This window comes from uncultured Citricoccus sp., from assembly GCF_937871995.1.
Classification (GTDB): domain Bacteria; phylum Actinomycetota; class Actinomycetes; order Actinomycetales; family Micrococcaceae; genus Citricoccus.
Window position 1 is genome coordinate 22,663 of record NZ_CALMQR010000032.1, and the last position, 23,327, is coordinate 45,989.

Consider the following 23,327-nt stretch of genomic DNA (forward strand, 5'->3'; position numbering starts at 1 on the left):
CCTCACGGGCGATCACCCGGGGCCCGGACGTCCTCCAGGGCGGTCAAGGCCTCCAGGAGCCGGCGGCGGAGGACGGTGGACTCCTCCGCGAATCCGCGCTGGTGCCGCACGTATTCCGCGCGGCCTGCCGGCGTCTCGATCCGGATCGGCTCCAGGCCCCAGTCGGCCAGGTCGTAGGGGGAGGCACGCATGTCCATGGTCCGGATCCGCCAGGCCAGCTCGAAGCAGTCGGCCACGAGGTCCGAACTGAGCACCGGCAGCAGCTTGTAGCTCCACTTGTAGAGGTCCATGTTCGCGTGCAGGCAGCCGGGCTGCTCCAGGTCGACCTGGGTGGCCCGGGTGGGCTGCAGCTCGTTCAACGGCGCGGCCTCGGGGGCGTAGAAGCGGAAGGCGTCGAAGTGCGTGCAGGAGATCCGGTTCCGCTCGACCACCTCGTTGGTCCCCTCGGCGCCCAGCCGCAGGGGGACCGTGGAGTGCCGCACTCCGTGGACCTCCGACCGATAGGCCATGGCCCACTCGTGCAGGCCGAAGCACGCGAGCCGGGCCGGCCGCCGCACGGTGGCCCCCAGGATCCGGTGGGCGAACTCGACCATCGACCCGCGCCGGTCGAGGAATGCCCCCACGTCGACCGTCCAGCCACCCGACGGCAGTCCGGGGCGTGGATCGATCCACCGGTAGAAGCGCCAGCCGCCTGAGGCGCCCGCGGGGGCCGCGCCGGGGGCCGCATCGGGGGCCTCCCCGCGATCGGGGTGCGGCGGAGGGCCCGGGGCGGGGCCGGCATCGGGCCGTGCGGCCTCTCCCGGGGTCCCGGCCCCGGGGCCTGCGGCCAGCACGACGCCGGCCCCCGGGTGCCAGCGTTCGAGGGCACCCGGGGTGAGCGAGTAGTAGGAGAAGAGGAAGTCGTGCACCGGGTGCCGGACCCCCGCCGAGTGCAGGTCCCTCAGGGGTGCGGTGTAGGCGCTGATGCGCTGCCGGTGGGACTCCGCGCGGCTCCGCCACTGCTGCGGGGGCAGCACGGACAGGCCATCGAGGCGGGGAGGGGGCACCCTTCCAGAGTAGTCGCTGGAGGGGTGCGCCCGGGGGGCCGGACGGAACGAGAGGGAAGCCCGGACAGGACGGAAGGCGGGCCCGACAAGCGGCCATGACGCATCGTCCCCTGTAAAAGATGTGTTTCAAGCCTTCCGCCGGGCCCACGGACTCAGGTAATCTTCAGTCATCCCCATCCTGTGGTCGGCATCACTTCCACCGTCTCCATGTGCGCCCCGGGGCCCCGTGCCCGTCTCGCGGAGCAGGCGCATTCCCCGGCGACAGGACCAGCCGGGCATGATCGTGCCCGGTTCGCACCTTGGTGAGGAAGGCCAAGCCACATGTCAGAGAAATCCAGAGGCCGGCGCCGCTCGCTCACGGCCTTCGCGGCCGGACTGCCCCTCGTGGCCGGTTCGTTCCTGCTCCCCGGCGCCCAGGCCGCGCCCGATGCCGGCGGCCTCGACGCCGGTTCGGTGGACTCCGTGCTGCAGTCGGCGGTGCAGGAGTACAAGGACGGCAAGTACTTCGTCGTCCTCAAGGACGACCCCGCCCTGACCTACACGGGCGGTGAGGACGACCTCGCGCCGACGGCCGCCCCGAAGGGTGTCTTCAACCCGAACTCGGCCCACGTGCGCAAGTACGAGCAGTTCCTGGAGGGCAAGCAGGAGAAGGTCGCGGCGGCGGAGGACGTCGAGGTGGACCAGTCCTTCTCCGTGGCGCTGAACGCCTTCACGGCGGACCTCACCGCCGAGCAGGCCCTGGAGATCTCGCGTCACCCGGACGTGCTCGGCGTGGCCGAGAACACGCAGGCGGCCCCGGACTACTCCTCCGTGGAGTTCCTCGACCTGCCGGGCCGGAAGGGCACCTGGAAGGACACCTACAGGGGCGTCAAGAACGCGGGCAAGGGCGTGGTGGTCGGCGTGATCGACACCGGTTACTTCCCGGACCAGGACATGCTGGCGGGCGATCCGGTCAAGGCGCTGCCGGGCCGGAAGAAGCCGAGGGTGGGGGAGCCGTACCTGACCGCCGACGGCGGGATCGCCATGCTCAAGTCCGACGGCACCACCTTCCGGGGTGAGTGCGAGCCCGGTCAGGACTTCACCGGACAGGAGTGCAACTCCAAGGTGCTCTCGGCGCGGTACTACTCGGAGGACTTCGAGCGCTTCGTCCCCGTCGACAAGCGCGACCCCAACGAGCGGCTGTCCCCGATCGACATCAGCTCCCACGGCACCCACACCGCCACCACCGCGGCGGGCAACGACGGCGTGGACCAGGTCATGAACGGCGGCGACTACGGTGAGGGCTCCGGCGTGGCGCCCGAGGCCAAGGTGTCCGTCTACAAGATCTGCTGGGAGGACACCGACCCGGACACCGGTGGCTGCTACTCCTCCGCCTCCGTGCAGGCGATCGAGCAGGCCATCGTGGACAACGTGGACGTGCTGAACTACTCCATCTCCGGCAACAACACCTCGGTGGTGGACCCCGTGTCCCTGGCCTTCAAATCCGCGGCGGCGGCGGGCATCTTCGTCTCCGCCTCCGCCGGTAACTCCGGACCCGCCGCCAACACGGTCAACCACTCCGCCCCGTGGCTGACCTCGGTGGCCGCCCAGACGTTCTCCAACGAACTGACGGGCACCGTGGAGTTCGAGGACGGCACCAAGGTCCGCGGTGTCTCGTCCATGGTCGAGGGGGCCGGTCCGGCCGACGTCGTGCTCTCGAGCGAGATCGCCAAGGCCGGTGCCGCGGCCGAGGACGCGCGGCTCTGCGCCGTGGGCGCCCTGGACCCCGAGGCGGCCGCCGGCAAGATCGTGCTGTGCGACCGTGGCGTGACGGCTCGCGTGGACAAGTCCAAGGCCGTGGCCGAGGCCGGTGGCGTGGGCATGATCCTCGTCAACGTCGGCGGGGGCTCCGAGGATGCCGACCTGCACTCCGTCCCCACGGTGCACACCTCCGATGAGTCCGTCCGCCAGCTCGTGGCCACGACGGACCTCAAGGCCACCCTCGTCCCCGGTGACACCACCGGGCTGGAGGCCCAGCCGGTCCCGCAGATCGCCGGGTTCTCCTCGCGCGGTCCGTCCAACGCGGTCAACTCCGACCTGCTGAAGCCGGACATCGCCGCACCGGGCGTCAACGTCATCGCCGGTGTCTCCCCGCTGGACCCGAACTACAACGGCAACGAGTACGGCCTGATGTCCGGGACCTCCATGGCGGCCCCGAACCTGGCCGGCATGGCCGCGCTGATGTACGGGAAGCACCCGAGGTGGTCACCGATGGCCGTCAAGTCGGCCATGATGACCTCCACCCAGGACGTGTACAACGCTGACGGTTCCGCCAACCTGGACAACTTCGCCACCGGTGCCGGCTCCGCGGACCCCCAGGCGATGGCCGCCCCGGGCCTGGTCTACGACTCGAACGACCGGCACTGGAACAGGTTCCTGAACGGCAAGATCGCCGCCCGGGACGTCAACGTCCCGTCCTACGCCGTCTCCGACGTGGCCGGCTCGGCCACCGTGACCCGGACCCTGACGGCCACGGAGAACGGCCGTTGGTCCTTCTCCGCGGACGTCCCCGGGTTCACGGTGACCGCCTCCCCGGCGACGCTGAACCTCAAGAAGGGCAGGTCGGCCACGGTGAAGGTCACCTTCACCCGGGACGGTGCACCGGCGAACACCTGGCAGCACGGTTCCCTGACGTGGTCCGGCGGCAAGAGGCGCTCCCCGGACGTCACCTCCCCGGTGACGCTGCGGGCCGTGGACGTGGCCGCCGATCGGGCGATCGAGGGCACCGGGGCCGAGGGATCGGCTGAGGTCACGCTGACCGGTGGCATCACCGCCACCGTGGAGCCGACCGTCCTGGGCCTGGGCAAGTCCGCCGACGAGGTCTTCGCCAAGGTGCCGGGTCCGCTGAAGGGCGCCACCGACGCCTCGAACCAGCTGTCCGCGACCACGGTCGAACCGGGCACCACCACCGTCAGCTGGCACCTGCAGTCCGGTGACGAGGCCGCCGACTGGGACATGTTCGTGATCACCCCGGACAACCGGACCCTGCAGGTCGCCACCGCCTCCGCCTCTGAGCAGCTGACGCTGAGCGACCCGGCCCCGGGCACCTACTACGTGGTCTCGAACCTGTACTCGTCCCCGGACGTGGCAGCCACCCCCGCCACGCTGAGCACGGTGAAGACCCAGGGTGATGCCGGCAACCTGAGCCTCTCCGAGGACCAGGTGGCCCTGACCCAGGGTGAGGACACCACGGTGACCGCCTCCTGGGACGGGCTGACGGAAGGGACCTGGCACGGGCTCATCTCCTGGGTCCCGGGGACCGCCACCGCCGTCTCGGTGACCGTGGGCCCGGAGGGCAAGGCCGCGGTGACGGACTCGGCCGGCACCGTGCTGACCCCGGAGGACGTCGAGCAGGCACCGCTGACCGACCTCGTGAAGGAGCGGTGACCCGCCCCTGAACCGGTGAAGACGGCAGGGCCCCGGACCGATCGGTCCGGGGCCCTGCCGTGTCAGTCGTGCTCAGCGGCCGGTGCCGCCGTAGACCGTGGCCTCTTCGTCCGCGTCGAGGTTGAAGGCCTGGTGGACGGCCCGCACGGCCGTGTCCAGCATGTCCTCGCGGGTGATGATCGAGATGCGGATCTCCGAGGTGGAGATCATGTCGATGTTCACCCCGGCCTGGTGCAGGGCCTCGAAGAACCGGGCGGAGACGCCGGGATTCGAGCGCATGCCGCCGCCCACGAGGGAGAGCTTGCCGATGTGCGGGTTCAGCAGGATGTCCTCGAAGCCGATCTCGTCCTGGGCCGCGCGCAGGGCCTCGGTGGCCTGCTTGCCCTCGGTGATCGGCAGGGTGAAGGAGATGTCCGAACGTCCGGTCTCCACCCGCGGGACGTTCTGGACGATCATGTCGATGTTCACGTTGGCGGAGGCGATCACGTTGAAGACCTCCGCGGCCTTGCCCGGGACGTCCGGGACGCCGTAGACGGTGATCTTGCCCTCGGACCGGTCGTGGGCGACGCCGGAGACGATCGGCTGTTCCATGGGTTCGCCTTCCTCGATGGTGATGATGTCTTCAGGGTTGGGACGCACCCAGGTGCCCTCGTTGTGACTGAACGACGAGCGCACGTGCAGCGGCACGCCGAATCGGCGGGCGTACTCCACGCAGCGCAGGTGCAGGATCTTGGATCCGGAGGCTGCCATCTCCAGCATGTCCTCGGAACTGATCTCGTCGATCTTCCGCGCGGACGGGACCACGCGCGGGTCGGCGGTGTAGACGCCGTCGACGTCCGTGTAGATCTCGCAGACGTCGGCGCCCAGGGCTGCGGCGAGGGCCACGGCCGTGGTGTCCGAGCCGCCGCGGCCCATGGTGGTGATGTCCCGGGACTCCCGGCTCATCCCCTGGAATCCGGCCACGATGGCGATGTTGCCCTCGTCCACGGCGTCCTTCACGCGGTTCGGGGAGACGTCGATGATGCGTGCCTGGCCGTGCAGGGAATCGGTGAACATCCCCGCCTGGGACCCGGTGAAGGAGCGTGCGGTGGACCCGAGCGAGTGGATGCCCATGGCCAGCAGGGACATCGAGATGCGCTCTCCCGCGGAGAGCAGGATGTCCATCTCGCGGGCCGGCGGGTCGATGTTGATCTTCTCGGACAGGTCCAGCAGCTCGTCCGTGGTGTCGCCCATGGCCGAGACCACGACGACGACCTGGTGGCCGGCCTGCTGGGTCTCGACCACGCGTCTGGCCACGCGCAGGATTCCATCGGCGTCGGCAACGGAGGATCCTCCGTACTTCTGGACGATCAGGCTCATGCGGTTCCTTGGGTAGGGGTCGGGCCCGCGGGGCGCGGGCTGTCGGTCGGCTGCGCCCTAGTCTACGGGGGGTCATGGACCCGGTTCCGACCATGAACGAGGCGGTAGAGCACCACGCGGCCGAGGGGCCCGCCCGACCACGTGCCGCACCAGCACCGGTCACGTGCCGGCCCGCGCCGGCCGCGTGGCGGACCCGCATCGACCACGTGCCGGACCCGTGCCGACCGCGTACCGGCCCGCGTAGTGCACGCCGGAGTGCGGTCCCGGCCCTGTCCTTGCCGCCCGACCCCCCGTACCGCACGATGGTGCCATGACGACTCCCGGTGGCACCGACGAGTCCGGACCGCCGGCGGCGACGGGGCTGCCGCCGGACGCGCCGCCGTCGGGCATCACCGCCACCGGCGTGACGCGCCGGTTCAAGTCGGTCCGGGCACTGCGGGGGGTGGACCTGATGGCCCCGCCCGGGACGATCACGGCCCTGGTGGGGCCCAACGGATCGGGCAAGACCACGCTGATGCTGGTGCTGGCCTCCCTGCTGCGGCCCGACGCCGGTTCCGTCCGGATCGCGGGAGCGGACCCCGCCCAGGACCCGGCCGGGGTCCGCCGCCGCACGGGCTGGATGCCGGACACCCTGGGGGTGTGGGACGCGCTGACCGCCCGGGAGATCCTCGAGATGATGGGTCGGCTCTACGGGCTCGACCGGGACGTCGTGCGCTCCCGGTCGGGGCAGCTGCTGGAGTGGCAGGAGCTGAGCACCCTCGCCGACGAGCCGGCGCGGGTGCTCTCCAGGGGCCAGCAGCAGCGACTGTCCCTGGCGCGGGCCGTCATCCACGAGCCCCAGGTCCTGCTGCTGGACGAACCGGCCTCCGGGCTGGACCCGGGATCCCGGGTCCGGTTGCGGGACGACCTGCGGCAGATGGCGGCGGCCGGCAAGACGATCCTCGTCTCCTCCCACGTGCTCTCCGAACTGGACGAGATGGCGGACGTGGCCGTGTTCATACAGGACGGCCGCACCGTCCGGGTCGAGGACCTGAGCGGTGACGGTGCCACCGGGGGCCGGTACCTCATCACCGCCCTGGACGTCTGTCACCTGCTGCCCGTGCTGGAACGCTACTCGGTGGCGTACCGGCGGCAACCGGGCAGGCGCGAGGACTCGGTCAGCGTGGAGGTGAGCTCGGCCGAGGAGGCCGCGGACCTGCTGTCCACCCTGGTCGGGGAGGGCGTCCGCGTCGTCGCGTTCACGCCGGAGGCCTCCCGGCTGGAGACGGCGTACCTGGAACTGGACCGGATGCGCTCCGTCGCACCGCCCGCGCCCGGCGCCGGCGTGGACGACGACGTGCGGCCGGGAGCGCCCGGGACGGACGCCGTCGGGACGGACAGCGGTGCGAGCGGCGGTGCGAACCGCGCGTCGTGGCGCGCCGGCAGGGGGGAGGACCGGTGATGTCCCGGGTCGACGGGCTCGTGCAGGACGGCAGCGCCAGACTGGGCTGGGGACCGGCGCTGGCCACGGTGGTGCGGATGGACGTGCAGCAGCGGCTGCGCTCGCACACCTGGTTCATCATGCTGGCGGTCTGGTTCGTGGTCATCGGCCTGGTGACCTGGGGCGCGTTCGCCAGCTTCAACGTGCTCTCCGCCGAGGAACCGGTCGGGCCGGGCGCGGGCCGCTTCGTGTTCGAGGCCGTCGTCGGCTTCGTGCTGTTCTTCGGCCTGCTCGTGGCCCCGGCGGTGTCCGCCAGCACGATCAGCGGAGGCCGGTCCGGGGGGACGCTCGCGGTGATGCAGGTGACCCTGCTGACGCCGGGCCAGTTGCTGCTGGGCAAGTGGCTGGCGTCCTGGATCGCCGCGCTGGCCTTCCTGGCCACGGCGCTGCCGTACATCGTGGTGGCCATGTCCATGGGCGGCCTGGACGTCTCCGGCCTGGTGGTCTTCGTGGCGATGGTGGCGGTCGAGCTGGGCGTCGTCTGCGCGGTCGGCACCGCGGCGTCCGCGGTGGCGGACCGTACCCTGTTCGCGGTGGTGGTCACCTACCTGCTGGTGGCCCTGTTCACCTTCGGCACGCTGGTGTCCTTCGCGCTCACCATGCCCCTGACCCAGACGACGATCCCGGCGAACAACCCCCGGTGGGCCGTGGCCGAGGGCGAGGTCGCCCCGGAGGGGCCCGAGACCTGCTTCGGGCCGCTGGTCCCGCAGACCGCCTACGACACCCGGACGACGTACTGGGTGCTCGCCGCCAACCCGTTCGTGGTGGTCTCCGACGCCGTGCCGACGCCGGCCCGGGTCCCCTACGATGCCGACGACCCGGACACCTGGGCGCCGGACGGGGTGATGACCACCATCTCGTTCGGGGTGCGGTACCTGCAGCGGCCACCCGAGATGAACGTGCTGTGCGCGCACGGTGAGCCGGCGGAACCGGGGGACGAGGAGGCCTGGCGCGGCACGCCCGTCTGGCCCCTGGGCCTGGGCCTGCAGTGCGTGGTGGCCGGCGGGCTGCTCGCGTGGGGCCGCTTCCGCCTGAGCACCCCCGCGGCCCGTCTGCCGCGGGGCCACCGGGTGGCCTGACCGAGGGCCGGCACAGGTCCCTAGCGCGTGCCGATCTGTCCCTCGCCGAGCACGGCCCGGAGGAACTTCCGGGTGCGCTCGTGGGCGGGGGCGGTGAACATCGTGTCCGGGTCGGCGTCCTCCACGATCGATCCGCCGTCGAACATCAGCACGCGGTCGGAGACGTCCCGGGCGAACTGCATCTCGTGGGTGACGATCAGCATGGTGATGTCCGTGTCCTCCGCGATGCGCCGCAGGATGCCCAGGACCTCTCCCACGATCTCCGGGTCCAGCGCCGAGGTCACCTCGTCCAGCAGCAGGATCTCCGGATCCATGGCCAGGGCGCGGGCGATGGCCACGCGCTGCTGCTGGCCGCCGGACAGGGAGGAGGGGTGGGCGTCGGCCTTGTCATCCAGGCCCACCTGGTGCAGCAGGTCCCTCGCCCTGCGCGTGGCCTCGGCCCTGGACTGGCCGAGCACGTGGATGGGGGACTCGGTGATGTTCTGGATCACGGTCATGTTCGGGAACAGGTTGAACTGCTGGAAGACCATCCCGATCCGGGTACGGGTCCTCTTGATCTCGCGGTTCGACAACCGCACGCGCCTGCCGTCCACGATCCGGTGGGTCAGCGGGTCCCCGTCGATGAGGATCATCCCGTCCGTGGCCTCCTCCAGGGTCATGACCAGCCGCAGGATGGTGGTCTTGCCCGAACCGGACGGGCCGATCAGGGTCACGCGCTCACCCCGGTTGACGTGGAAGTCGAGGTCCTTGAGCACCACGTTGTCCCCGAAGCGCTTCTCCACGTCCCGGAACTCGATGATCGGGGTGTCAGCGGTGTCAGCGGTGTCAGTGGGCGTAGGCAAGGCGCTTCTCCATTCGGCGGATGAGGACGGAGGTCGGGTAGCTGGCCAGCAGGAAGATGATGCCGGCCAGGGTGATGGCCTCCACGTAGCGGAAGTTGTTGCCGCCGAAGATCTGGGCCGCGTTGACCATCTCGACCACCCCGATCACCAGGAGGAACGGCGTGTCCTTGAACATGGAGATCGCGTAGTTGCCCAGTGCCGGCACCGTGGCCCGCAGGGCCTGTGGGATGACGACGGCGGCCCAGGTGCGGCGCGTGGACATGGACAGGGCCGTGGTGGCCTCCCACTGGCCCTTCGGCACCGCGTCGATCCCCGCGCGGTACACCTCGGACATGTAGGTGGAGTAGTGGATCCCGAACACCACGATGCCGATGGTCATGGCATCGAACATCAGGAACGCGTAGTAGGCGAACAACAGCTGCACGACGATCGGGGTCATGCGGATGAAGGCCACGACCCACTTGACGATCCCGGAGACCGGTTGCGGGGCCAGGCGGATCAGCATGGCCCACACCAGTCCCAGCACCGCGGCGATCGCCGTGCCCACGACCGTCACCAGCAGGGTGACCGTGAGGAAGCCCTCGAGCACGGGTGGGAGGGCGCGGAAGAACATCTCCCAGTCCCAGATCTCTGCCTGCTCCTGCATCAGGTCCCCCTCCCCGCGGTGGCCAGGCTGTCCTTGCCGGTCGGCGTCGGAGAGAGGATCTCACGCAGGGATGGACCCCGGCCGAGCCGGTGCTTGGCGCGGGCCTCGAGGGCGTTCATGACGAGCGTGAGCGCGAGAGCCAGCACGAAGTACCCCACGAGCCCGACGACGGCGTACGCCCAGGTCGTGTCCGTGACCCGGCGCAACTGGTCCAGGTGGAAGGTGAAGTCCTGCAGCAGGATCACGCTGACGATCGCGGTGCCCTTGAGCAGGTGGACCATCAGGCTGGCCAGGGAGGGGATCATCAGCGCCCAGGCCTGCGGGAAGATCACCCGGCGCATGCGGTGCACCGGTGACATGGACAGCGCCGTGGTGGCCTCCCACTGGCCCCGCGGCACGGAGGCGATGGACCCCCGGACCACCTCGGCGGCATACGCGCCGTAGTTCAGCCCCAGGGCCAGGACGCCCACGACCATCCCCGGCAGGTCGATCCCGAACTGCGGCAGGACGAAGAAGATGAAGAACAGCTGGACCACCAGGGAGGTCCCCCGGAAGAACTCGATGATGATCCGTCCGGGCACGGCCAGGGCCCTGGTGGGGGCCCCGGCCATCAGCCCGAGGATGATCGCCAGGACGAGGGCCAGGGCCGAGCCGAGGACCGTGAGCTGGATGGTCACCCACAGCCCCTCGGCCAGGAACGGCCAGGCCTCGACGGTGGCCTGGATGTTCTCCAGCACGGTGCGTCAGCCCAGGTCGCCGGAGCAGAGCTGCTCGGTGGTCAGGTCCTTCGGCGGCAGGTTCTCGGCGGTGAAGCCGTAGTCCCCCACCACTGCCAGGTAGGACTCCTCGGACTCGGTGACCGAGGCCAGGGACTCGTTGTAGGCCTCCACCAGCTCCGTGTCCTCTTGGCGGAAGACGGTGGCGCCGGCGCCGATCTGCTCGACGCCGTCGATCACCTGCACGAAGGCCTCGGTGGTCTCCACCCCGGCGTCCGGGTTCTCCTCGGCCATGATGTTCAGCGAGATCGCGGTCATGGCGAAGGCATCGGCACGGCCGTTGGCCACGGTGTCCATGCCGGTCTGGGCGTCCGGGACGGACTGGACCTTGAGGCCGAGCGACTCGGCGTAACCGGCTTCGATGCCGCCGGCCAGGACCGCCAGGTTGATGTTCTCACCGGCGTCGGTCTTCTCCTTGACGGAGTCGAGATCCGTGAGGTTCTTCGGATTGCCCTCGGCGACCATCAGGGTGGTGGTGTACATGATCTCCGGATCGGAGAAGGCCGCCTGGGCGCAGCGGTCCGGGAGGATGGACATGCCGGCGGAGACCGCGTCGAAGCGGCCCGCGGTCAGTCCCGGGATCAGCGAGTTCCACTCCACCAGTTCGGCCTCGACGTTCTCGATGCCCATGTCCGCGAAGATCTTCTCGTGCATGGCCACGGTGGCCCCCGCCGGTTCCCCGCCCTCCAGATAGGAGTAGGGGACCTCGCCGGCGATCCCGACGGTGATGGTGCCCTCCTGCTGCAGGCGCTCCAGGGTGTTGCCCGCGGCGGCGGTGCCGCCCTCGCCTTCGCCTCCTCCACCGCCCCCGCACGCCGTGAGCACCAGGGCCGAGGCGGTCAGCAGGCCCAGTCCCAGCAGTCGCCTCCGGGGGGAACCGGGATTGTGGGAGGCCGACGTGGACTGGTCGGTGGGGGTGGGGACGGTCATGGTCTGCTCCTCAACCTCCCGGCCCCCGGGCTGCCGGCGAGGGGCCGGTCGTGCGAATGATGACGGTGCGAAGGGTGTGCGAGGCGGATTCCGGTCCGGTACCAGGCCGAGGATGGCCTGCCCGGCGACCGGAATCACCGCTAGTGAGGCAACTGATTTCCGACGCTAGCAGAATGTGATCTGGCACACCATGGGATCGTCGACCGGAAGAATGTCGACAATATAACGATCCGCATGGCAGGATCTGGCCCACACGCGCCCTCGGGATCCATCGGACCGTCCCGCCCCGGGCGCGCATCGAGCGGCCGTGTCCCGTGCCGGACGCACCGGTGCGTGGAAAGGAAGACCCGCATGAACACGCCCACGGCACCGGAACCGTCCCGACGCGACGGCCTGGTGGCCCGTCCGCTGGTCAAGGTGGTCCGGCGCCCGTCCACGGTGGACCTCATCGCCGTGGAATTGCGCGCTGCCATCTACGGCGGAACGCTGCGGCCGGGTTCCTCGGTGCGCGAGGCGGAGATCGCCGCCCAGCTGGGCGTGAGTCGGGGTCCCCTGCGCGAGTCGGCCCAGCGGCTGGTCCAGGAGGGACTCCTCGTGACCCGGCCCGGAGCGGGCCTGCGGGTGGCCACGATCGACCGGGACGAGGTGGAGGACCTCTACCAGGCGAGACTGGCGATCGAGGGTCACGCCGTACGCGTCCTGTCCGGTCTGGACGAGGCGCAGCGGGACGAGAGGGTGGGCACGGTGCGAGACCTGCTGGCCGCGCTCGAATCGGCCGTGGAGGCGGGCACGGACGCCCGGCGGATCGGGGACGCCGACCTGGACCTGCACTACGGCCTCGTCGAAGCCACGGGGAACCACCGGCTCACCGCGTACGCGTCCACGCTCATCGTGCAGACCCGCATCGCCGCGCTGTCCCACCGGGAGGGCTACGTGGTGCGGACCGACATCCTGGACGTTCACCGCAGCCTGTTGCGCCAGGTCGCCGACGGCGACGCCGAGGGGGCCTGCCGCACGCTGGGCGAGCACTTCCGCCAGACCGTGGACCGGCTCCGGGGTGACCTCGCGGAACCGTTCAGCACGGTCGCCGGACGGCCTGACGGTTCGGGCTACACGTTCAACCCGCTGGCATAGTCCCGGTGCGACGGATCACCCGGTGACGCTGCGGCGGCCCTCGAAGGCGCGTCCCAGTGTCACCTCGTCCGCGTACTCCAGGTCGCCGCCGACGGGCAGTCCGGAGGCCAGCCGCGTGACCTTCAGGCCGGTGGCCCCGAGCATGCGCGACAGGTAGGTGGCCGTCGCCTCGCCCTCCAGGTTCGGGTCGGTGGCGAGGATGACCTCCTCGATCGCGGCATCCTGGAGGCGGGTGAGCAACTCCCGGATGTGCAGCTGGTCCGGCCCGATGCCGGCGATCGGGTTGATCGCCCCGCCGAGCACGTGGTACCTGCCGCGGAAGGTCCGGGTGCGCTCGATCGCCATGACGTCCTTGGACTCCTCCACGACGCACACCTGGGAGGGGTCCCGGCGCTCGTCCCGGCAGATCGAGCACGTCTCCTGCTCGGAGACGTTGAAGCAGATCGTGCAGAGCTTGACCTTGTCCTTCACGGTCCGGATGGCGTCCGCGAGCCGCAGCATGTCCTCGGGGTCGGCCTCCAGGATGTGGAAGGCGATGCGCTGGGCGGACTTGGGGCCGATGCCGGGCAACCGCCCGAGTTCGTCGATCAGGTCCTGGACCGCACCTTCGTACACGTTACCGACCACTTTCCGCGTTGGATCACTGCCCCCGGGCCCGGACGAAAGGACGTTGTCCGGGCGGCTCTCAGATCAGGACAGGGGGCTTCCGTCCAGCATCCGTTCCTCCACGAGGCGTCCGCCGAGCAGGCGTTCGACCACCTTGCGTCCGGCCATGCCGGACTCCTCGATGGTGACGTCGTCGTCGCTGGGAACGTCGTCCCAGTCTACGGACCGTCCCGGGCCGGGGCGGGCAGCACCGCCGGGTGCGTGGCTGTCCGCCGCCGGTCCCGTGGCGGCCGGGCCGGTCCCGGGCGACGGCGACCCCGGTCCCGGGACGTTGCCCCCCGCCCCCGGTCCGGGATCCCCGACCGGCCCGGCGGGCCGGCCGGGCGTGGGCGGGGGAGCGCCGTCCTGGGTGCGCTGGTACTGCTCCATCATCTGCTGGAAGCGACTGGCCCGGCGGTGGTGCGGGGTGCCGTCCGTCCCGGTCCCGGACGCCGGCGCCGAGGAACCGGCCTCGGGGGCGCTGCTGGCGGAGGCCCCGGAACCGCGGCGGGACATGCGTGCCTCGAACTCGGCCTGCAACTCCGCCTCGGGACGGGCGAAGGACGGGATCCCTCCGCGGCCGGGTTCGGGCCGGGGGGCCGCGCCGGCGTCGGACACCGGCCGCGGGATCGACCCCTGGCCGGGCTCCGGGCGGGGAATCCCCCCGAGGCCGGGTTCCGGCCGCGGGACCGGCCGCTCGCCCCAGGACGGACGCGTGTCCGAATAGACGTCGTCCCGGTCCTCCTCGTCCGGCTCGGGGGGAGGCGGGAACGCGTCGTCGTGCGGCTCCTCTCCGTACCAGTCGGACACGGGGACGGAATCGGCCTCCAGGTCCTCCGGCGGGGGCGGGGTGCCCGGACCCGTGGCGCCCTCCTCGACGGGCTCGGACTCCGTCTCCAGGTCCTCGTCATCGGGGGTGTCGTCGGGCAGGCCGTCGGACATGCCAGTGCGATCCGGCCACGGAGCTGCCGTGGACGCCGGTGTCATGTGGTCCGGCGTGGCGGGCTCCGGCGCGGTCGGCTGGGGCACGGCCGCCTCGGGTGCCGGGGGCGGTGGCACCGGGGAGACGGGCTCCGGGCGCGTGGGGGCCGCCGGTCCGGGCGAGGGCGGGGCCGCTGCCGGGGTGGCGTCGCGCGCGGTCCGGTCCGGCACCGCGGGCTCCTCTACTGCATCCGGTCGGGGGGCCGCCGGGACGGGGCGGCCCTCAGCTTTTGGGCCGGGACCACCCGCCGGGGCGGACCCTCCGGTGATGAGGTCCAGACGCGGCTGGATGCCCAGGACCGCGTGCACCGCCTGGGCGATCACCTGGTCACCGCCGCGGCGCTGGACCGTGTCCCGGGGGCCGTCCCCGGAGAACCCGATGGTCAGCAACTGGCCGTCGAACCCCGCGACCGAGGCGTTCTGCGAGACGAGCATCCAGACCAGCCGGGAGTGTTCCTCCAGGTAGGCGAGCACCTCCGGCCAGGCCCGGCGGATCATCTCGACCTGCGAGGCGGAGGCCCCCGGCTGGCCCTGGGCCGACGGGGCCGGGGTCGACCGGTCCAGCGCCGACCGGTCCGGGGCCGGTGCCTCCCGTGACGACGTGTCGTGCTGAACCTGTTCCTCTCCCGCTCGGGAGGGCGCGTGCTCCTCCGGACGGGCGTCCCCGGCGGTGGCAGGAGCGGTCCGGGACGTCTCGGGCCGGGACGTCCTGGCCGGGACCTGCTCCGCGGGAGGCGCGGCCGGGCCGCCCTGGGCGGGCGCCTGCTCGCGCCGGACCGGTGCCGGCTCGGCAGGCTCGGTCCCCTGCGCGGTGTGCCCCACCGCCGGCCCGGGGCTCACCGGTGCCGGCTGCTCGGCCGAGGACGGAACCGGCCGGTCGGCCTCGGGACTCTGGGGCTGGTCGGCCTGCTGGGCCCGGTCGGCCTGCTGGGGCTGGGGCTCCGGCATGACACCCCAGCCACCACCCCAGTCCGCGGACGGGGTGACCTGCGGCCGGGAAGCCCCGGGCGCGGGAGCCGGCGAGGGGGCGGAGGCCGGCGAGGGGGCGGAGGCGGGCGTGGACTGGTCCTCGGCACGCTTCATCGCGGCACGGGCCAGGGCGGCCCCACTCAGGCCGGTCGGAGCACCGGAGGGCGCCTCGCCCTGCGTCGGGGCGGCGAAGGAGCCCGGGGCGCCGGTGGCCGGGCCCGGGGCGCGCACGGTCGCGCCGGCGTCGGGGGCCTCGGGGGTGCCCCCGTAGGCGAGGCGACGTTCGATCCGGTCCAGCCGGGCGGCCAGTCCCCGCTCGGTGGCGTCCGAGGAGGGCAGCATGAGCCGGGCCATGAGCAGTTCGAGATGCAGGCGTGGGCTGGTCGCCCCGACCATCTCCGTCAGCGCCTGGTTGGTGATGTCCGCCGCCCGGGAGATCTCGCCGGCGCCGAGCTGCGCGGCCTGGGCCTCGAGGCGGCGCAACTGGTCGTCGGGCATGCCGTGCAGCACGGAGGAGGCGGCGTCCGGCATGGCCTTGACGATCACCAGGTCCCGGAAGCGCTCCAGGAGGTCCTCCACGAAGCGCCGCGGGTCCTGGCCGGACTGGACCACCCGGTCCACCACGCGGAAGACGGTCTGCGAGTCGGCGGCGGCGACGGCGTCCACCACGTCGTCCAGCAGGGCGCCGGGGGTGTAGCCGAGCAGGTTCACGGCCAGGTCGTAGCCGATGCGTCCCTCGGCCGCGCCGGCCATGAGCTGGTCCAGCACGGACAGGGTGTCACGGACGGATCCCCCGCCGGAGCGGATCACCAGGGACAGCACCCCCGGCTCCACGTCCACGCCCTCCTGCACGCACAGCCGCTCGAGGTACTCCATCAGCGGCTCGGGCGGCACCAGGCGGAAGGGGTAGTGGTGCGTGCGGGAACGGATGGTCCCGATCACCTTGTCCGGCTCCGTGGTGGCGAAGATGAACTTGATGTGCGGAGGCGGCTCCTCCACGATCTTCAGCAGGGCGTTGAACCCGGCCGAGGTGACCATGTGCGCCTCGTCGATGATGAAGATCTTGTAGCGGTCCCGCACCGGGGCGAAGGTCGCGCGCTCGCGCAGGTCCCGGGCATCGTCCACGCCGCCGTGGCTGGCCGCGTCGATCTCGATGACGTCCAGGGCGCCCGGACCGCCGGTGGCCAGTTCCCGGCAGGAGTCGCAGGTGCCGCAGGGGTTCGGGGTGGGCCCCTCGGCACAGTTCAGGCAGCGCGCGAGCACTCGCGCGGACGTGGTCTTGCCGCAGCCGCGGGGCCCGGAGAACAGGTAGGCGTGGTTGACCCGGTCCTTGGACAGCGCGGTCATCAGGGGCACGGTGACGTGTTCCTGGCCAATGACGTCCTCGAAGGAGTCGGGACGATAGCGGCGGTACAGGGCAGTGGTCACCCTTGGAACCTTAGCTTCTCCGGGGCCCGCTCCGCAGGGCGGGCCAGGGCGTGTGGAGGAGTCCACGGCACGCGCGGCACGCCCTCCGGATCGAAGTGCGCCAGGGCGTGTTGCAGGTCACCGCCCGGCAGCTGGAGTGAGCCCAGCAGCAGGTCCCTGACCCGCCCGGGCGACCAGCCGCCGTCGGGAACGCCGGGGGCGCCCTCGGGCAGTGCGGCGAGGTCCTCGAGGGTGACGGCGCCGTCCCGCTTGGCCAGGCGCTGGCCCGCCTCGTTGAGCACCAGGGGTACATGGACGTACTCGGTCTCCGGTGCCGGCAACCCCGTCCGCCGTGCCAGCAGCCGGGCGAGCCAGTCCTGCCGGGGTGTCGAGGAGAGCAGGTCGTCCCCGCGGACCACCTGGTCGATGCCCTGCGCGACGTCGTCCACCACGACGGCGAGGTTGTAGGCGAAGGCCCCGTCGTTGCGGCGCACCACGAAGTCGTCCACGGCGGCGGTGACCGGACCGTGCAGCCGGTCCGTCGCGGTGTGGACGGGGGCCGGTCCCCCGGGCTGTCCCGCGGCCGCGGCCGCGTCGATCCGCAGGGCGGCAGGCCGTTCCCGGCGCCGGCGCTCGCGCTCGGCCGCGGAGAGCCGGCGGCACGTGCCCGGATAGGACCCCGGGGGCAGGACGTTCAGGGGGGCGACGCCTGACGGGCTGACGGGGGAGTCGGCGGGGGAGTCCCCGGGTAGGCGCTGCGGGGCCGGTGCCGGGTGGGGCGCGCTGGTGGCCTCGGCGATGTCCCTGCGGGTGCAGAAGCACTCGTACACGAGCCCGTCCGCGGCGAGGGACTCCACGGCGCGCTCGTAGTGTTGCGTCCGCTCGGACTGGCGGACCGGTTCACCGTCCCAGTCCAGGCCGATGGCCCGCAGGTCGGCCAGCTGGGACTGCTCGGCACCGGACCGGACGCGGTCCAGGTCCTCGATCCGCATCAGGAAGTCCCGTCCCGAGTGGCGGGCGAACAGCCAGGCCAGGATCGCGGTGCGGAGATTGCCCAGGTGCAGGGTGCCGGAAGGGCTCGGGGCGTAACGGCCAGCGGGCATGGCACCTCCGACGGGACTCCGGGTGGGGAGGACGTTAAAGACCCCCCACGCACCTGCCAGAGCCCACCTACCCTTGCTACCTTCCGGTCCTGGGGGAGTTCAGCGAGATGACACCACGTGAGGGGCCGGCATCCAGCATACCAGCGTCCGGGCGACGGGCCGACGCCGAGGCCGCCAGAGCGCCCGGCCGGCCTCGATTGGTCCCGGGGCCCGGATGTCAGGTACGATGAATCCTGCTCTTGCGTCGGCTGCCCTCGTGCGGCCGGCCGGAGCGACTGAGGAGGATTCGCCTAGCGGCCTATGGCGCACGCCTGGAACGCGTGTTGGGTTAACGCCCTCGGGGGTTCAAATCCCCCATCCTCCGCCAGTGGCGGCGGCCCCGACCGGACATGATCCGGCCGGGGCCGCTTTTTTTGTGCCCGGATTCGTCCGGGAAACCTGAACAACCTGTCAACTGACCAGGCTTTGGCTTACTCTGTGACGGTCATCACGTGTGCCGTGGAGACAATCACATCGCATCGGTCGTGGCCGTGGGGCCACCCTGACGAAGGAGTACCGGCATGAGCGCCGTGGCCGAATCGAGTTCAGCACACCACCTGGACAGGAAGAACCTGCGTCGGGTGGTGACCGCATCCATGGCCGGCACGGTCGTGGAATGGTACGAGTTCTTCCTCTACGCCACTGCGGCGACCATCGTCTTCAACAAGATCTTCTTCCCGGCCGGCGGCAGTGAACTGGACGCGATCATCAACGCGTTCCTCACCTACGCGGTCGGCTTCGTCGCCCGGCCGATCGGCGGCATCGTCTTCGGGCACTTCGGGGACAAGTACGGCCGCAAGGGCCTGCTGCAACTGGCCATCATCCTGGTCGGCGTCACTACCTTCCTGATGGGCTGCCTGCCCACCTTCGACGCCGTGGGGTACGCGGCCCCGATCATGCTGGTCATCCTGAGGTTCTTCCAGGGATTCGCCGTCGGTGGGGAGTGGGGTGGCGCCGTCCTGCTGGTCTCTGAGCACTCACCGGACAAGGAGCGCGGCTTCTGGGCATCCTGGCCCCAGGCCGCGGTGCCGATGGGAAACCTGCTGGCCACCGTGGTGCTGCTCGTCCTGAACGGCGTGCTCTCCGAGGAGGACTTCCTGGCCTGGGGCTGGCGGATCGCGTTCTGGCTGTCAGTGGTGATCGTGGCCGTCGGGTACTACATCCGCACCAAGGTCACCGACGCCCCGATCTTCCAGGAGGCCAAGGCCGAGCTGGAGCAGAACGCGAAGGCCGGCTACGGCGTCATCGAGGTCCTCAAGCGCTACCCCCGCGGTGTGTTCACGGCCATGGGCCTGCGCTTCGGGGAGAACATCCTCTACTACATGGTGGTGACCTTCTCCATCACCTACCTCAGCACGCAGCTGGACATGGAGACCGGGACCATCCTGCGGTTGCTGCTGGTCGCCCACGTCATCCACTTCATCGTGGTGCCGCTCGTCGGACGCATGACCGACAAGGTGGGCCGGCGCCTGCCGTACGCGATCGGGGCCACCCTGATGATCGGCTGGGGCTTCCTGGCCTTCCCGATGTTCAACACGAAGAACGAGTGGATCATCCTGTTCACGATCATCCTGGGCCTGATGGTGCACGCCCTGATGTACGCCGGCCAGCCGGCCATCATGTCCGAGATGTTCCCCACCCGCATGCGGTACTCCGGGGTCTCGCTCGGCTACCAGGTGACCTCGATCGTGGCCGGTTCGCTGGCCCCGATCATCGCCACCACGCTGCTGCGTGACTTCGGCAGCTGGGTCCCGGTGTCCATCTACATCGCCATCGCCGCGGTGGTCACCCTGATCGCCGTGGCGGTCGCCCGGGAGACCGTCGGGTCCTCCCTGCACGAGCTGGACGACGTGGACCGGCAGCGGCTCGCCGCCGGGGACTGACCGTGCGGCATCGTGGCCGGTCCGGGCCCCCCCTTCCGCCAGGGGGCCCGGACCGGCCATGCTGTCCATGACCCACAACACACGAGGCAGGAGCAGCGATGACGCGCTACGCATGGATCGGGCTGGGCAACATGGGCGGGCCGATGGCCGCCAACCTGGTCGCCGCAGGGCATCAGGTCCGAGGGGTGGACCTGAACGAGCAGGCGGCCGCCGCGGCCGCGGAATCGGGAGTGGAGGTCGTCGGTTCCATCGCGGAGGCCGTCCGGGACGCCGAGGCGGTGTTCACCATGCTGCCCAAGGGCGAACACGTCCGTGCGGTGTTCGACGGACCGGACGGGATCTGGGCCCATGCCCCGAAGGACGCGCTGCTCTGCGACTCCTCCACCGTGGACATCGAGACCAGCCGGTGGTGCCACGAGGAGTCGGAGGCGCGGGGCTTCGCCTTCGCCGACACCCCGGTCTCCGGTGGCACCTCCGGGGCCGCGGACGCCACGCTGTGCTTCATGATCGGTGGCGAACCCGCCGCCGTGGAGCGGTCCTCCGAGCTCGTGGGGCCCATGTCCGGGAAGGTCATCGCCGCCGGCGGGCCGACCGCGGGGACCGCTGCCAAGATCTGCAACAACATGATGCTGTTCATCACCCTGATGGCGAACTCGGAGGGCAGCCAGCTCGCGGCCCGGCTCGGCCTGGACCCGAAGGTGTTCTGGCAGATCGTCTCCGTCTCCTCGGGCCGCAGCTGGTCCCAGCAGACCTGGTACCCGGTGCCGGACATCATCCCGACGGCGGCCGCCAACAACAACTTCGAGGCCACCTTCCGCGTCGACCTGGCCGCGAAGGACGTCGGCCTCGCCCTGGCCGCGGGGGCGCAGACGGGCGTCCGGCTGCCCGCGGCCCAGCTCATCGCCTCACAGCTGCAGGAGCTGATCGACGAGGGGTACGCCGACCGGGACTGCTCCCTGGTGGCACTGCTGTCCACGCCGGACGGTGTCCTGGACGGCTTCACCCCGGACGCGTCCGAGGCCGGCGGGCGATGAACGCGGCGTCCTCCGGCTCCCGGCCCGGCCCGATCACCATCCGCGGGGCCGTGCTGGAACGTATCGGGGCGGAGCGCCCCTATGCGCGGTCAGTGCCGTTGCGGGTGCAGGAGCTGACGCTGGACCCGCCCGGCCCGGGGGAGCTCCTGGTGCGCATCGAGGCGGCCGGGCTGTGCCATTCGGACCTGTCGGTCGTGGACGGCAATCGTGTCCGCCCGGTGCCGATGCTGCTGGGCCACGAGTCCGCCGGGACCGTCGAGGCGGTCGGATCCCAGGTGGACGACGTCGCGCCCGGGGACCGCGTCGTCATGGTCTTCCTGCCGCGCTGCGGCGAGTGCGCCGAGTGCCGCACGGAGGGACGGCTGCCGTGTGCGCGCGGATCGGCGGCCAACAACGCCGGTGAGTTGCTGGGCGGTGGACGCCGGCTGCACCGGGCCGCAGGGGACCAGGCCGCGGGCACGTCCGCGCTGGAGGACGTCCATCACCACCTGGGCGTCTCCGGGTTCGCCACCCACGCCGTGGTGGACCGCCGCTCCGTGGTGCCGATCGGGGCGGACGTGCCGGCCGGCGTCGCCGCCGTGCTGGGCTGCGCCGTGCTCACCGGAGGCGGTGCCGTGGTCAATGCGGCGCGGCCGGGGCCGGAGGACGACGTCGTCATCGTGGGCCTCGGCGGCGTGGGCATGGCGGCACTGCTGGTCGCCCGCGCGCTGACGTCCGGGACGGTCACGGCCGTCGACCAGCAGGAGTCGAAGCTGGACCTGGCCCGTCGCCTCGGGGCGGACCGGGCCCTGACGCCGCGACAGGCCGAGGAGGCCGGCATCCGGGCAGGGGCCGTCGTCGAGGCCGCCGGTCACCCGCGCGCGTTCGAGACCGCGGTGCGGCTGACGGCCCCGGGCGGGACGACGGTCACGGTGGGGCTGCCCGCGCCGGACGCGGTGGCCGAGATCAGTCCGCTGGTGCTGACGGCGGAGGCCCGCACGATCGTGGGGTCCTACCTGGGCTCCGCGGTGCCCGCGCGGGACATCCCCCGGTTCGAACAGCTCTGGCGCGAGGGGAGGCTGCCCCTCGAGGAACTCATCTCCGGCACGATCCGGTTGGAACAGGTCAACGAGGGCATGGACCGGCTGGCCGACGGGCTGGCGGTGCGGCAGGTCATCGAGTTCTGAGCTGCTGGGCCTGTCGGTCCGGCCCTCACGCCTCACTTCCCCGTCTGACCTCGGCGGATGGGGGCAGAACACGTGGAAGACAGGTGTGTGTCCTCCGCGGGTCCCGGTCGGGCCTGCGTCAGGATGTCCTCATGTCTCGTATCTCATGGAAGACCCAGCGCGTGCTGGGCGGCGCCGCACTGGCCTGCACCCTCCTGCTCACCAGTGCTGTTCCGGCCCTCGGGGCCGTGCCCTCCTCAGGAGCCTCGTCACCAGCCGTCCCGGCGGCCCTCATCCACCAGGCCGTCACAGCGCCAGGAACCACGACGGCGAGCGTGACCGCCGCACCGGGGGAGCTGGTCGCTGCCACCCCCCGGATCACCGGCGCTCCGCGCGTCGGCGAGAAGCTGACCGCGATCGTGGGCTACTGGACGCCCGGTACCAGGACCACGTACCAGTGGTACCGCGCCGGCCAGCGCATCACCGGTGCCACGGCCAAGACCTACACCGCCACGGTGCACGACATGGGCAAGGCGCTGACCGTCGCGGTCACCGGTTCCCAGGCCGGGTACACCACCAGGACGGTCACCTCCGCTGCCTTCGGTCCCCTCGCGGCCGGCGTGCTGACCGCTCCGGTGCCGAAGGTCCCCGCCGCACCGAAGGTGGGTCAGAGGCTCACGGCCAGCGTGGGGAACTGGACGGCCGGCACGGTCCTGAAGTACCAGTGGTACCGCAACGGCTCGGGCATCAAGGGCGCCACGGCCAAGAGCTACACCGCCACGGCGTCCGACCGCGGCAAGGCGCTGACGGTCAAGGTCACCGGGTCCAGGATGGGCTACGCCACCAAGTCCGTGACGTCGGCGAAGTCGAGGGCCGTGGCCGCCGGAACGCTGAAGACGGCCGTGCCGAAGGTCTCCGGCACCGCCAAGGCCGGGATGAAGCTCACGGTCAGCCGCGGCAGCTGGACCACCGGGACGAAGCTGACCCAGCGGTGGTACCGCAACGGGGCCGCCATCTCCGGAGCCACCGGGACCGCCTACACGCTGAAGTCCGCCGACGCGGGCAGGACCATCACCGTGAAGGTGACCGGGTCCAAGGCCGGCTTCACCACGGTGACCAGGACCTCCGCCGGCGTGCGGGTCCAGGCCGCGGCCAGGCCGGCGGCGAAGCCCACACCGAAGCCCGTGTCCACCCGCACGGCACCGCGCGGGAAGAGCTGCCCGTCGACACATCCGATCAAGGGCAACGCCGACTCCGGTATCTACCATGTGCCCACGGGGTCCTACTACAGCCGGACCACCCCGGAGGAGTGCTTCAGGACGGAATCCGCCGCCAGGGCCGCGGGGTACCGCAAGTCCCTGCTTTGACCACGTCTCATCCTGCCTGAACGACCGAGGACCCGC

At 71.4% G+C, this 23,327-nt stretch carries 17 protein-coding genes, 1 tRNA gene and 1 other RNA gene; 9 read left to right on the forward strand and 10 right to left on the reverse strand.

Annotated elements, in window-relative coordinates; genetic code table 11:
• Positions 1–2: 2 nt before the first annotated feature.
• Positions 3–1,046 (reverse strand): 3-methyladenine DNA glycosylase, encoded by a 1,044-nt coding sequence (locus Q0283_RS03015; protein WP_183530002.1) that lies wholly within the window; start codon positions 1,044–1,046, stop codon positions 3–5.
• Between the two features lie 321 nt (positions 1,047–1,367).
• Between Q0283_RS03015 and Q0283_RS03020 the strand changes: the two genes are divergently transcribed.
• Positions 1,368–4,472, forward strand: coding sequence for a S8 family serine peptidase (locus tag Q0283_RS03020; RefSeq protein ID WP_298042830.1), 3,105 nt, complete (start codon positions 1,368–1,370; stop codon positions 4,470–4,472).
• Positions 4,473–4,544: 72 nt separating this feature from the next.
• Here the strand turns inward: Q0283_RS03020 and Q0283_RS03025 are convergent, their stop codons facing one another.
• Positions 4,545–5,831, reverse strand: coding sequence for an aspartate kinase (locus Q0283_RS03025; protein WP_183529998.1), 1,287 nt, complete (start codon positions 5,829–5,831; stop codon positions 4,545–4,547).
• A gap of 310 nt (positions 5,832–6,141) precedes the next feature.
• On the opposite strand from Q0283_RS03025, the gene Q0283_RS03030 reads away from it, so the two are divergent.
• Positions 6,142–7,272: an ABC transporter ATP-binding protein gene (locus Q0283_RS03030; protein WP_183529996.1), complete on the forward strand. Its 1,131-nt coding sequence runs from the start codon at positions 6,142–6,144 to the stop codon at positions 7,270–7,272.
• Positions 7,272–8,390: an ABC transporter permease gene (locus Q0283_RS03035; protein WP_183529994.1), complete on the forward strand. Its 1,119-nt coding sequence runs from the start codon at positions 7,272–7,274 to the stop codon at positions 8,388–8,390. Before Q0283_RS03030 ends, Q0283_RS03035 begins: the two co-directional genes overlap by 1 nt.
• A gap of 20 nt (positions 8,391–8,410) precedes the next feature.
• On the opposite strand, the gene ehuA is transcribed toward Q0283_RS03035, so the two are convergent.
• From ehuA to ehuB, 4 genes are read right to left on the reverse strand one after another with little or no spacing between them, the layout of a single operon-like run.
• Positions 8,411–9,232: an ectoine/hydroxyectoine ABC transporter ATP-binding protein EhuA gene (gene ehuA, locus Q0283_RS03040; RefSeq protein ID WP_298042836.1), complete on the reverse strand. Its 822-nt coding sequence runs from the start codon at positions 9,230–9,232 to the stop codon at positions 8,411–8,413.
• A complete protein-coding gene (gene ehuD, locus Q0283_RS03045; protein WP_183529992.1) occupies positions 9,216–9,878 on the reverse strand; it encodes an ectoine/hydroxyectoine ABC transporter permease subunit EhuD in 663 nt (220 codons plus the stop codon). Before ehuD ends, ehuA begins: the two co-directional genes overlap by 17 nt.
• Positions 9,878–10,615: an amino acid ABC transporter permease gene (locus tag Q0283_RS03050; RefSeq protein ID WP_183529990.1), complete on the reverse strand. Its 738-nt coding sequence runs from the start codon at positions 10,613–10,615 to the stop codon at positions 9,878–9,880. Before Q0283_RS03050 ends, ehuD begins: the two co-directional genes overlap by 1 nt.
• Before the next feature lie 6 nt (positions 10,616–10,621).
• Entirely contained in the window at positions 10,622–11,584 is a 963-nt protein-coding gene (gene ehuB / locus Q0283_RS03055) for an ectoine/hydroxyectoine ABC transporter substrate-binding protein EhuB (protein WP_183529988.1), read from the reverse strand.
• A gap of 351 nt (positions 11,585–11,935) precedes the next feature.
• Between ehuB and Q0283_RS03060 the strand changes: the two genes are divergently transcribed.
• Positions 11,936–12,718 carry a GntR family transcriptional regulator gene (locus tag Q0283_RS03060; protein WP_183529986.1) on the forward strand — a complete coding sequence of 261 codons (783 nt, stop codon included), beginning with the start codon at positions 11,936–11,938 and terminating at the stop codon, positions 12,716–12,718.
• Positions 12,719–12,733: 15 nt separating this feature from the next.
• On the opposite strand, the gene recR is transcribed toward Q0283_RS03060, so the two are convergent.
• The 4 genes from recR to ffs all read right to left on the reverse strand — a co-directional run bounded on the left by recR (position 12,734) and on the right by ffs (position 17,953).
• Positions 12,734–13,333 carry a recombination mediator RecR gene (recR, locus tag Q0283_RS03065; protein WP_010144034.1) on the reverse strand — a complete coding sequence of 200 codons (600 nt, stop codon included), beginning with the start codon at positions 13,331–13,333 and terminating at the stop codon, positions 12,734–12,736.
• Positions 13,334–13,408: 75 nt separating this feature from the next.
• Positions 13,409–16,741 (reverse strand): DNA polymerase III subunit gamma and tau, encoded by a 3,333-nt coding sequence (locus tag Q0283_RS03070; RefSeq protein WP_183529984.1) that lies wholly within the window; start codon positions 16,739–16,741, stop codon positions 13,409–13,411.
• The gene (gluQRS, locus tag Q0283_RS03075) at positions 16,738–17,823 is read right to left on the reverse strand and encodes a tRNA glutamyl-Q(34) synthetase GluQRS (RefSeq protein WP_183529982.1); all 1,086 of its coding nucleotides are present in this window, start codon (positions 17,821–17,823) and stop codon (positions 16,738–16,740) included. The genes Q0283_RS03070 and gluQRS overlap by 4 nt, the downstream gene beginning before the upstream one ends.
• Before the next feature lie 33 nt (positions 17,824–17,856).
• Positions 17,857–17,953: signal recognition particle sRNA small type (gene ffs / locus Q0283_RS03080), an RNA gene on the reverse strand.
• Between the two features lie 149 nt (positions 17,954–18,102).
• On the opposite strand from ffs, the gene Q0283_RS03085 reads away from it, so the two are divergent.
• The 5 genes from Q0283_RS03085 (at position 18,103) to Q0283_RS03105 (ending at position 23,291) form a co-directional block, all read left to right on the forward strand.
• Positions 18,103–18,190 (forward strand) — tRNA-Ser (locus Q0283_RS03085).
• A gap of 193 nt (positions 18,191–18,383) precedes the next feature.
• Positions 18,384–19,745, forward strand: a complete 1,362-nt coding sequence (locus tag Q0283_RS03090) for an MFS transporter (protein WP_183529980.1) — start codon at positions 18,384–18,386, stop codon at positions 19,743–19,745.
• Between the two features lie 98 nt (positions 19,746–19,843).
• On the forward strand, positions 19,844–20,779 hold the full coding sequence (locus Q0283_RS03095; protein WP_183529978.1) for an NAD(P)-dependent oxidoreductase: 936 nt from the start codon (positions 19,844–19,846) through the stop codon (positions 20,777–20,779).
• Between the two features lie 32 nt (positions 20,780–20,811).
• The gene (locus tag Q0283_RS03100; protein ID WP_183530053.1) at positions 20,812–21,945 is read left to right on the forward strand and encodes an alcohol dehydrogenase catalytic domain-containing protein; all 1,134 of its coding nucleotides are present in this window, start codon (positions 20,812–20,814) and stop codon (positions 21,943–21,945) included.
• A 131-nt stretch (positions 21,946–22,076) separates the two neighbouring features.
• On the forward strand, positions 22,077–23,291 hold the full coding sequence (locus Q0283_RS03105; RefSeq protein WP_183529976.1) for a hypothetical protein: 1,215 nt from the start codon (positions 22,077–22,079) through the stop codon (positions 23,289–23,291).
• Positions 23,292–23,327 lie beyond the last annotated feature (36 nt).

Coding starts and splice junctions, on each gene's coding strand:
- Q0283_RS03020 (WP_298042830.1), top strand. CDS start 1,368: ATGTCAGAGAAATCCAGAGGCCGGCGCCGCTCGCTCACGGCCTTCGCG.
- Q0283_RS03025 (WP_183529998.1), bottom strand. CDS start 5,831: ATGAGCCTGATCGTCCAGAAGTACGGAGGATCCTCCGTTGCCGACGCC.
- Q0283_RS03030 (WP_183529996.1), top strand. CDS start 6,142: ATGACGACTCCCGGTGGCACCGACGAGTCCGGACCGCCGGCGGCGACG.
- Q0283_RS03035 (WP_183529994.1), top strand. CDS start 7,272: ATGTCCCGGGTCGACGGGCTCGTGCAGGACGGCAGCGCCAGACTGGGC.
- ehuD (WP_183529992.1), bottom strand. CDS start 9,878: ATGCAGGAGCAGGCAGAGATCTGGGACTGGGAGATGTTCTTCCGCGCC.
- ehuB (WP_183529988.1), bottom strand. CDS start 11,584: ATGACCGTCCCCACCCCCACCGACCAGTCCACGTCGGCCTCCCACAAT.
- Q0283_RS03060 (WP_183529986.1), top strand. CDS start 11,936: ATGAACACGCCCACGGCACCGGAACCGTCCCGACGCGACGGCCTGGTG.
- gluQRS (WP_183529982.1), bottom strand. CDS start 17,823: ATGCCCGCTGGCCGTTACGCCCCGAGCCCTTCCGGCACCCTGCACCTG.
- Q0283_RS03090 (WP_183529980.1), top strand. CDS start 18,384: ATGAGCGCCGTGGCCGAATCGAGTTCAGCACACCACCTGGACAGGAAG.
- Q0283_RS03095 (WP_183529978.1), top strand. CDS start 19,844: ATGACGCGCTACGCATGGATCGGGCTGGGCAACATGGGCGGGCCGATG.
- Q0283_RS03105 (WP_183529976.1), top strand. CDS start 22,077: ATGTCTCGTATCTCATGGAAGACCCAGCGCGTGCTGGGCGGCGCCGCA.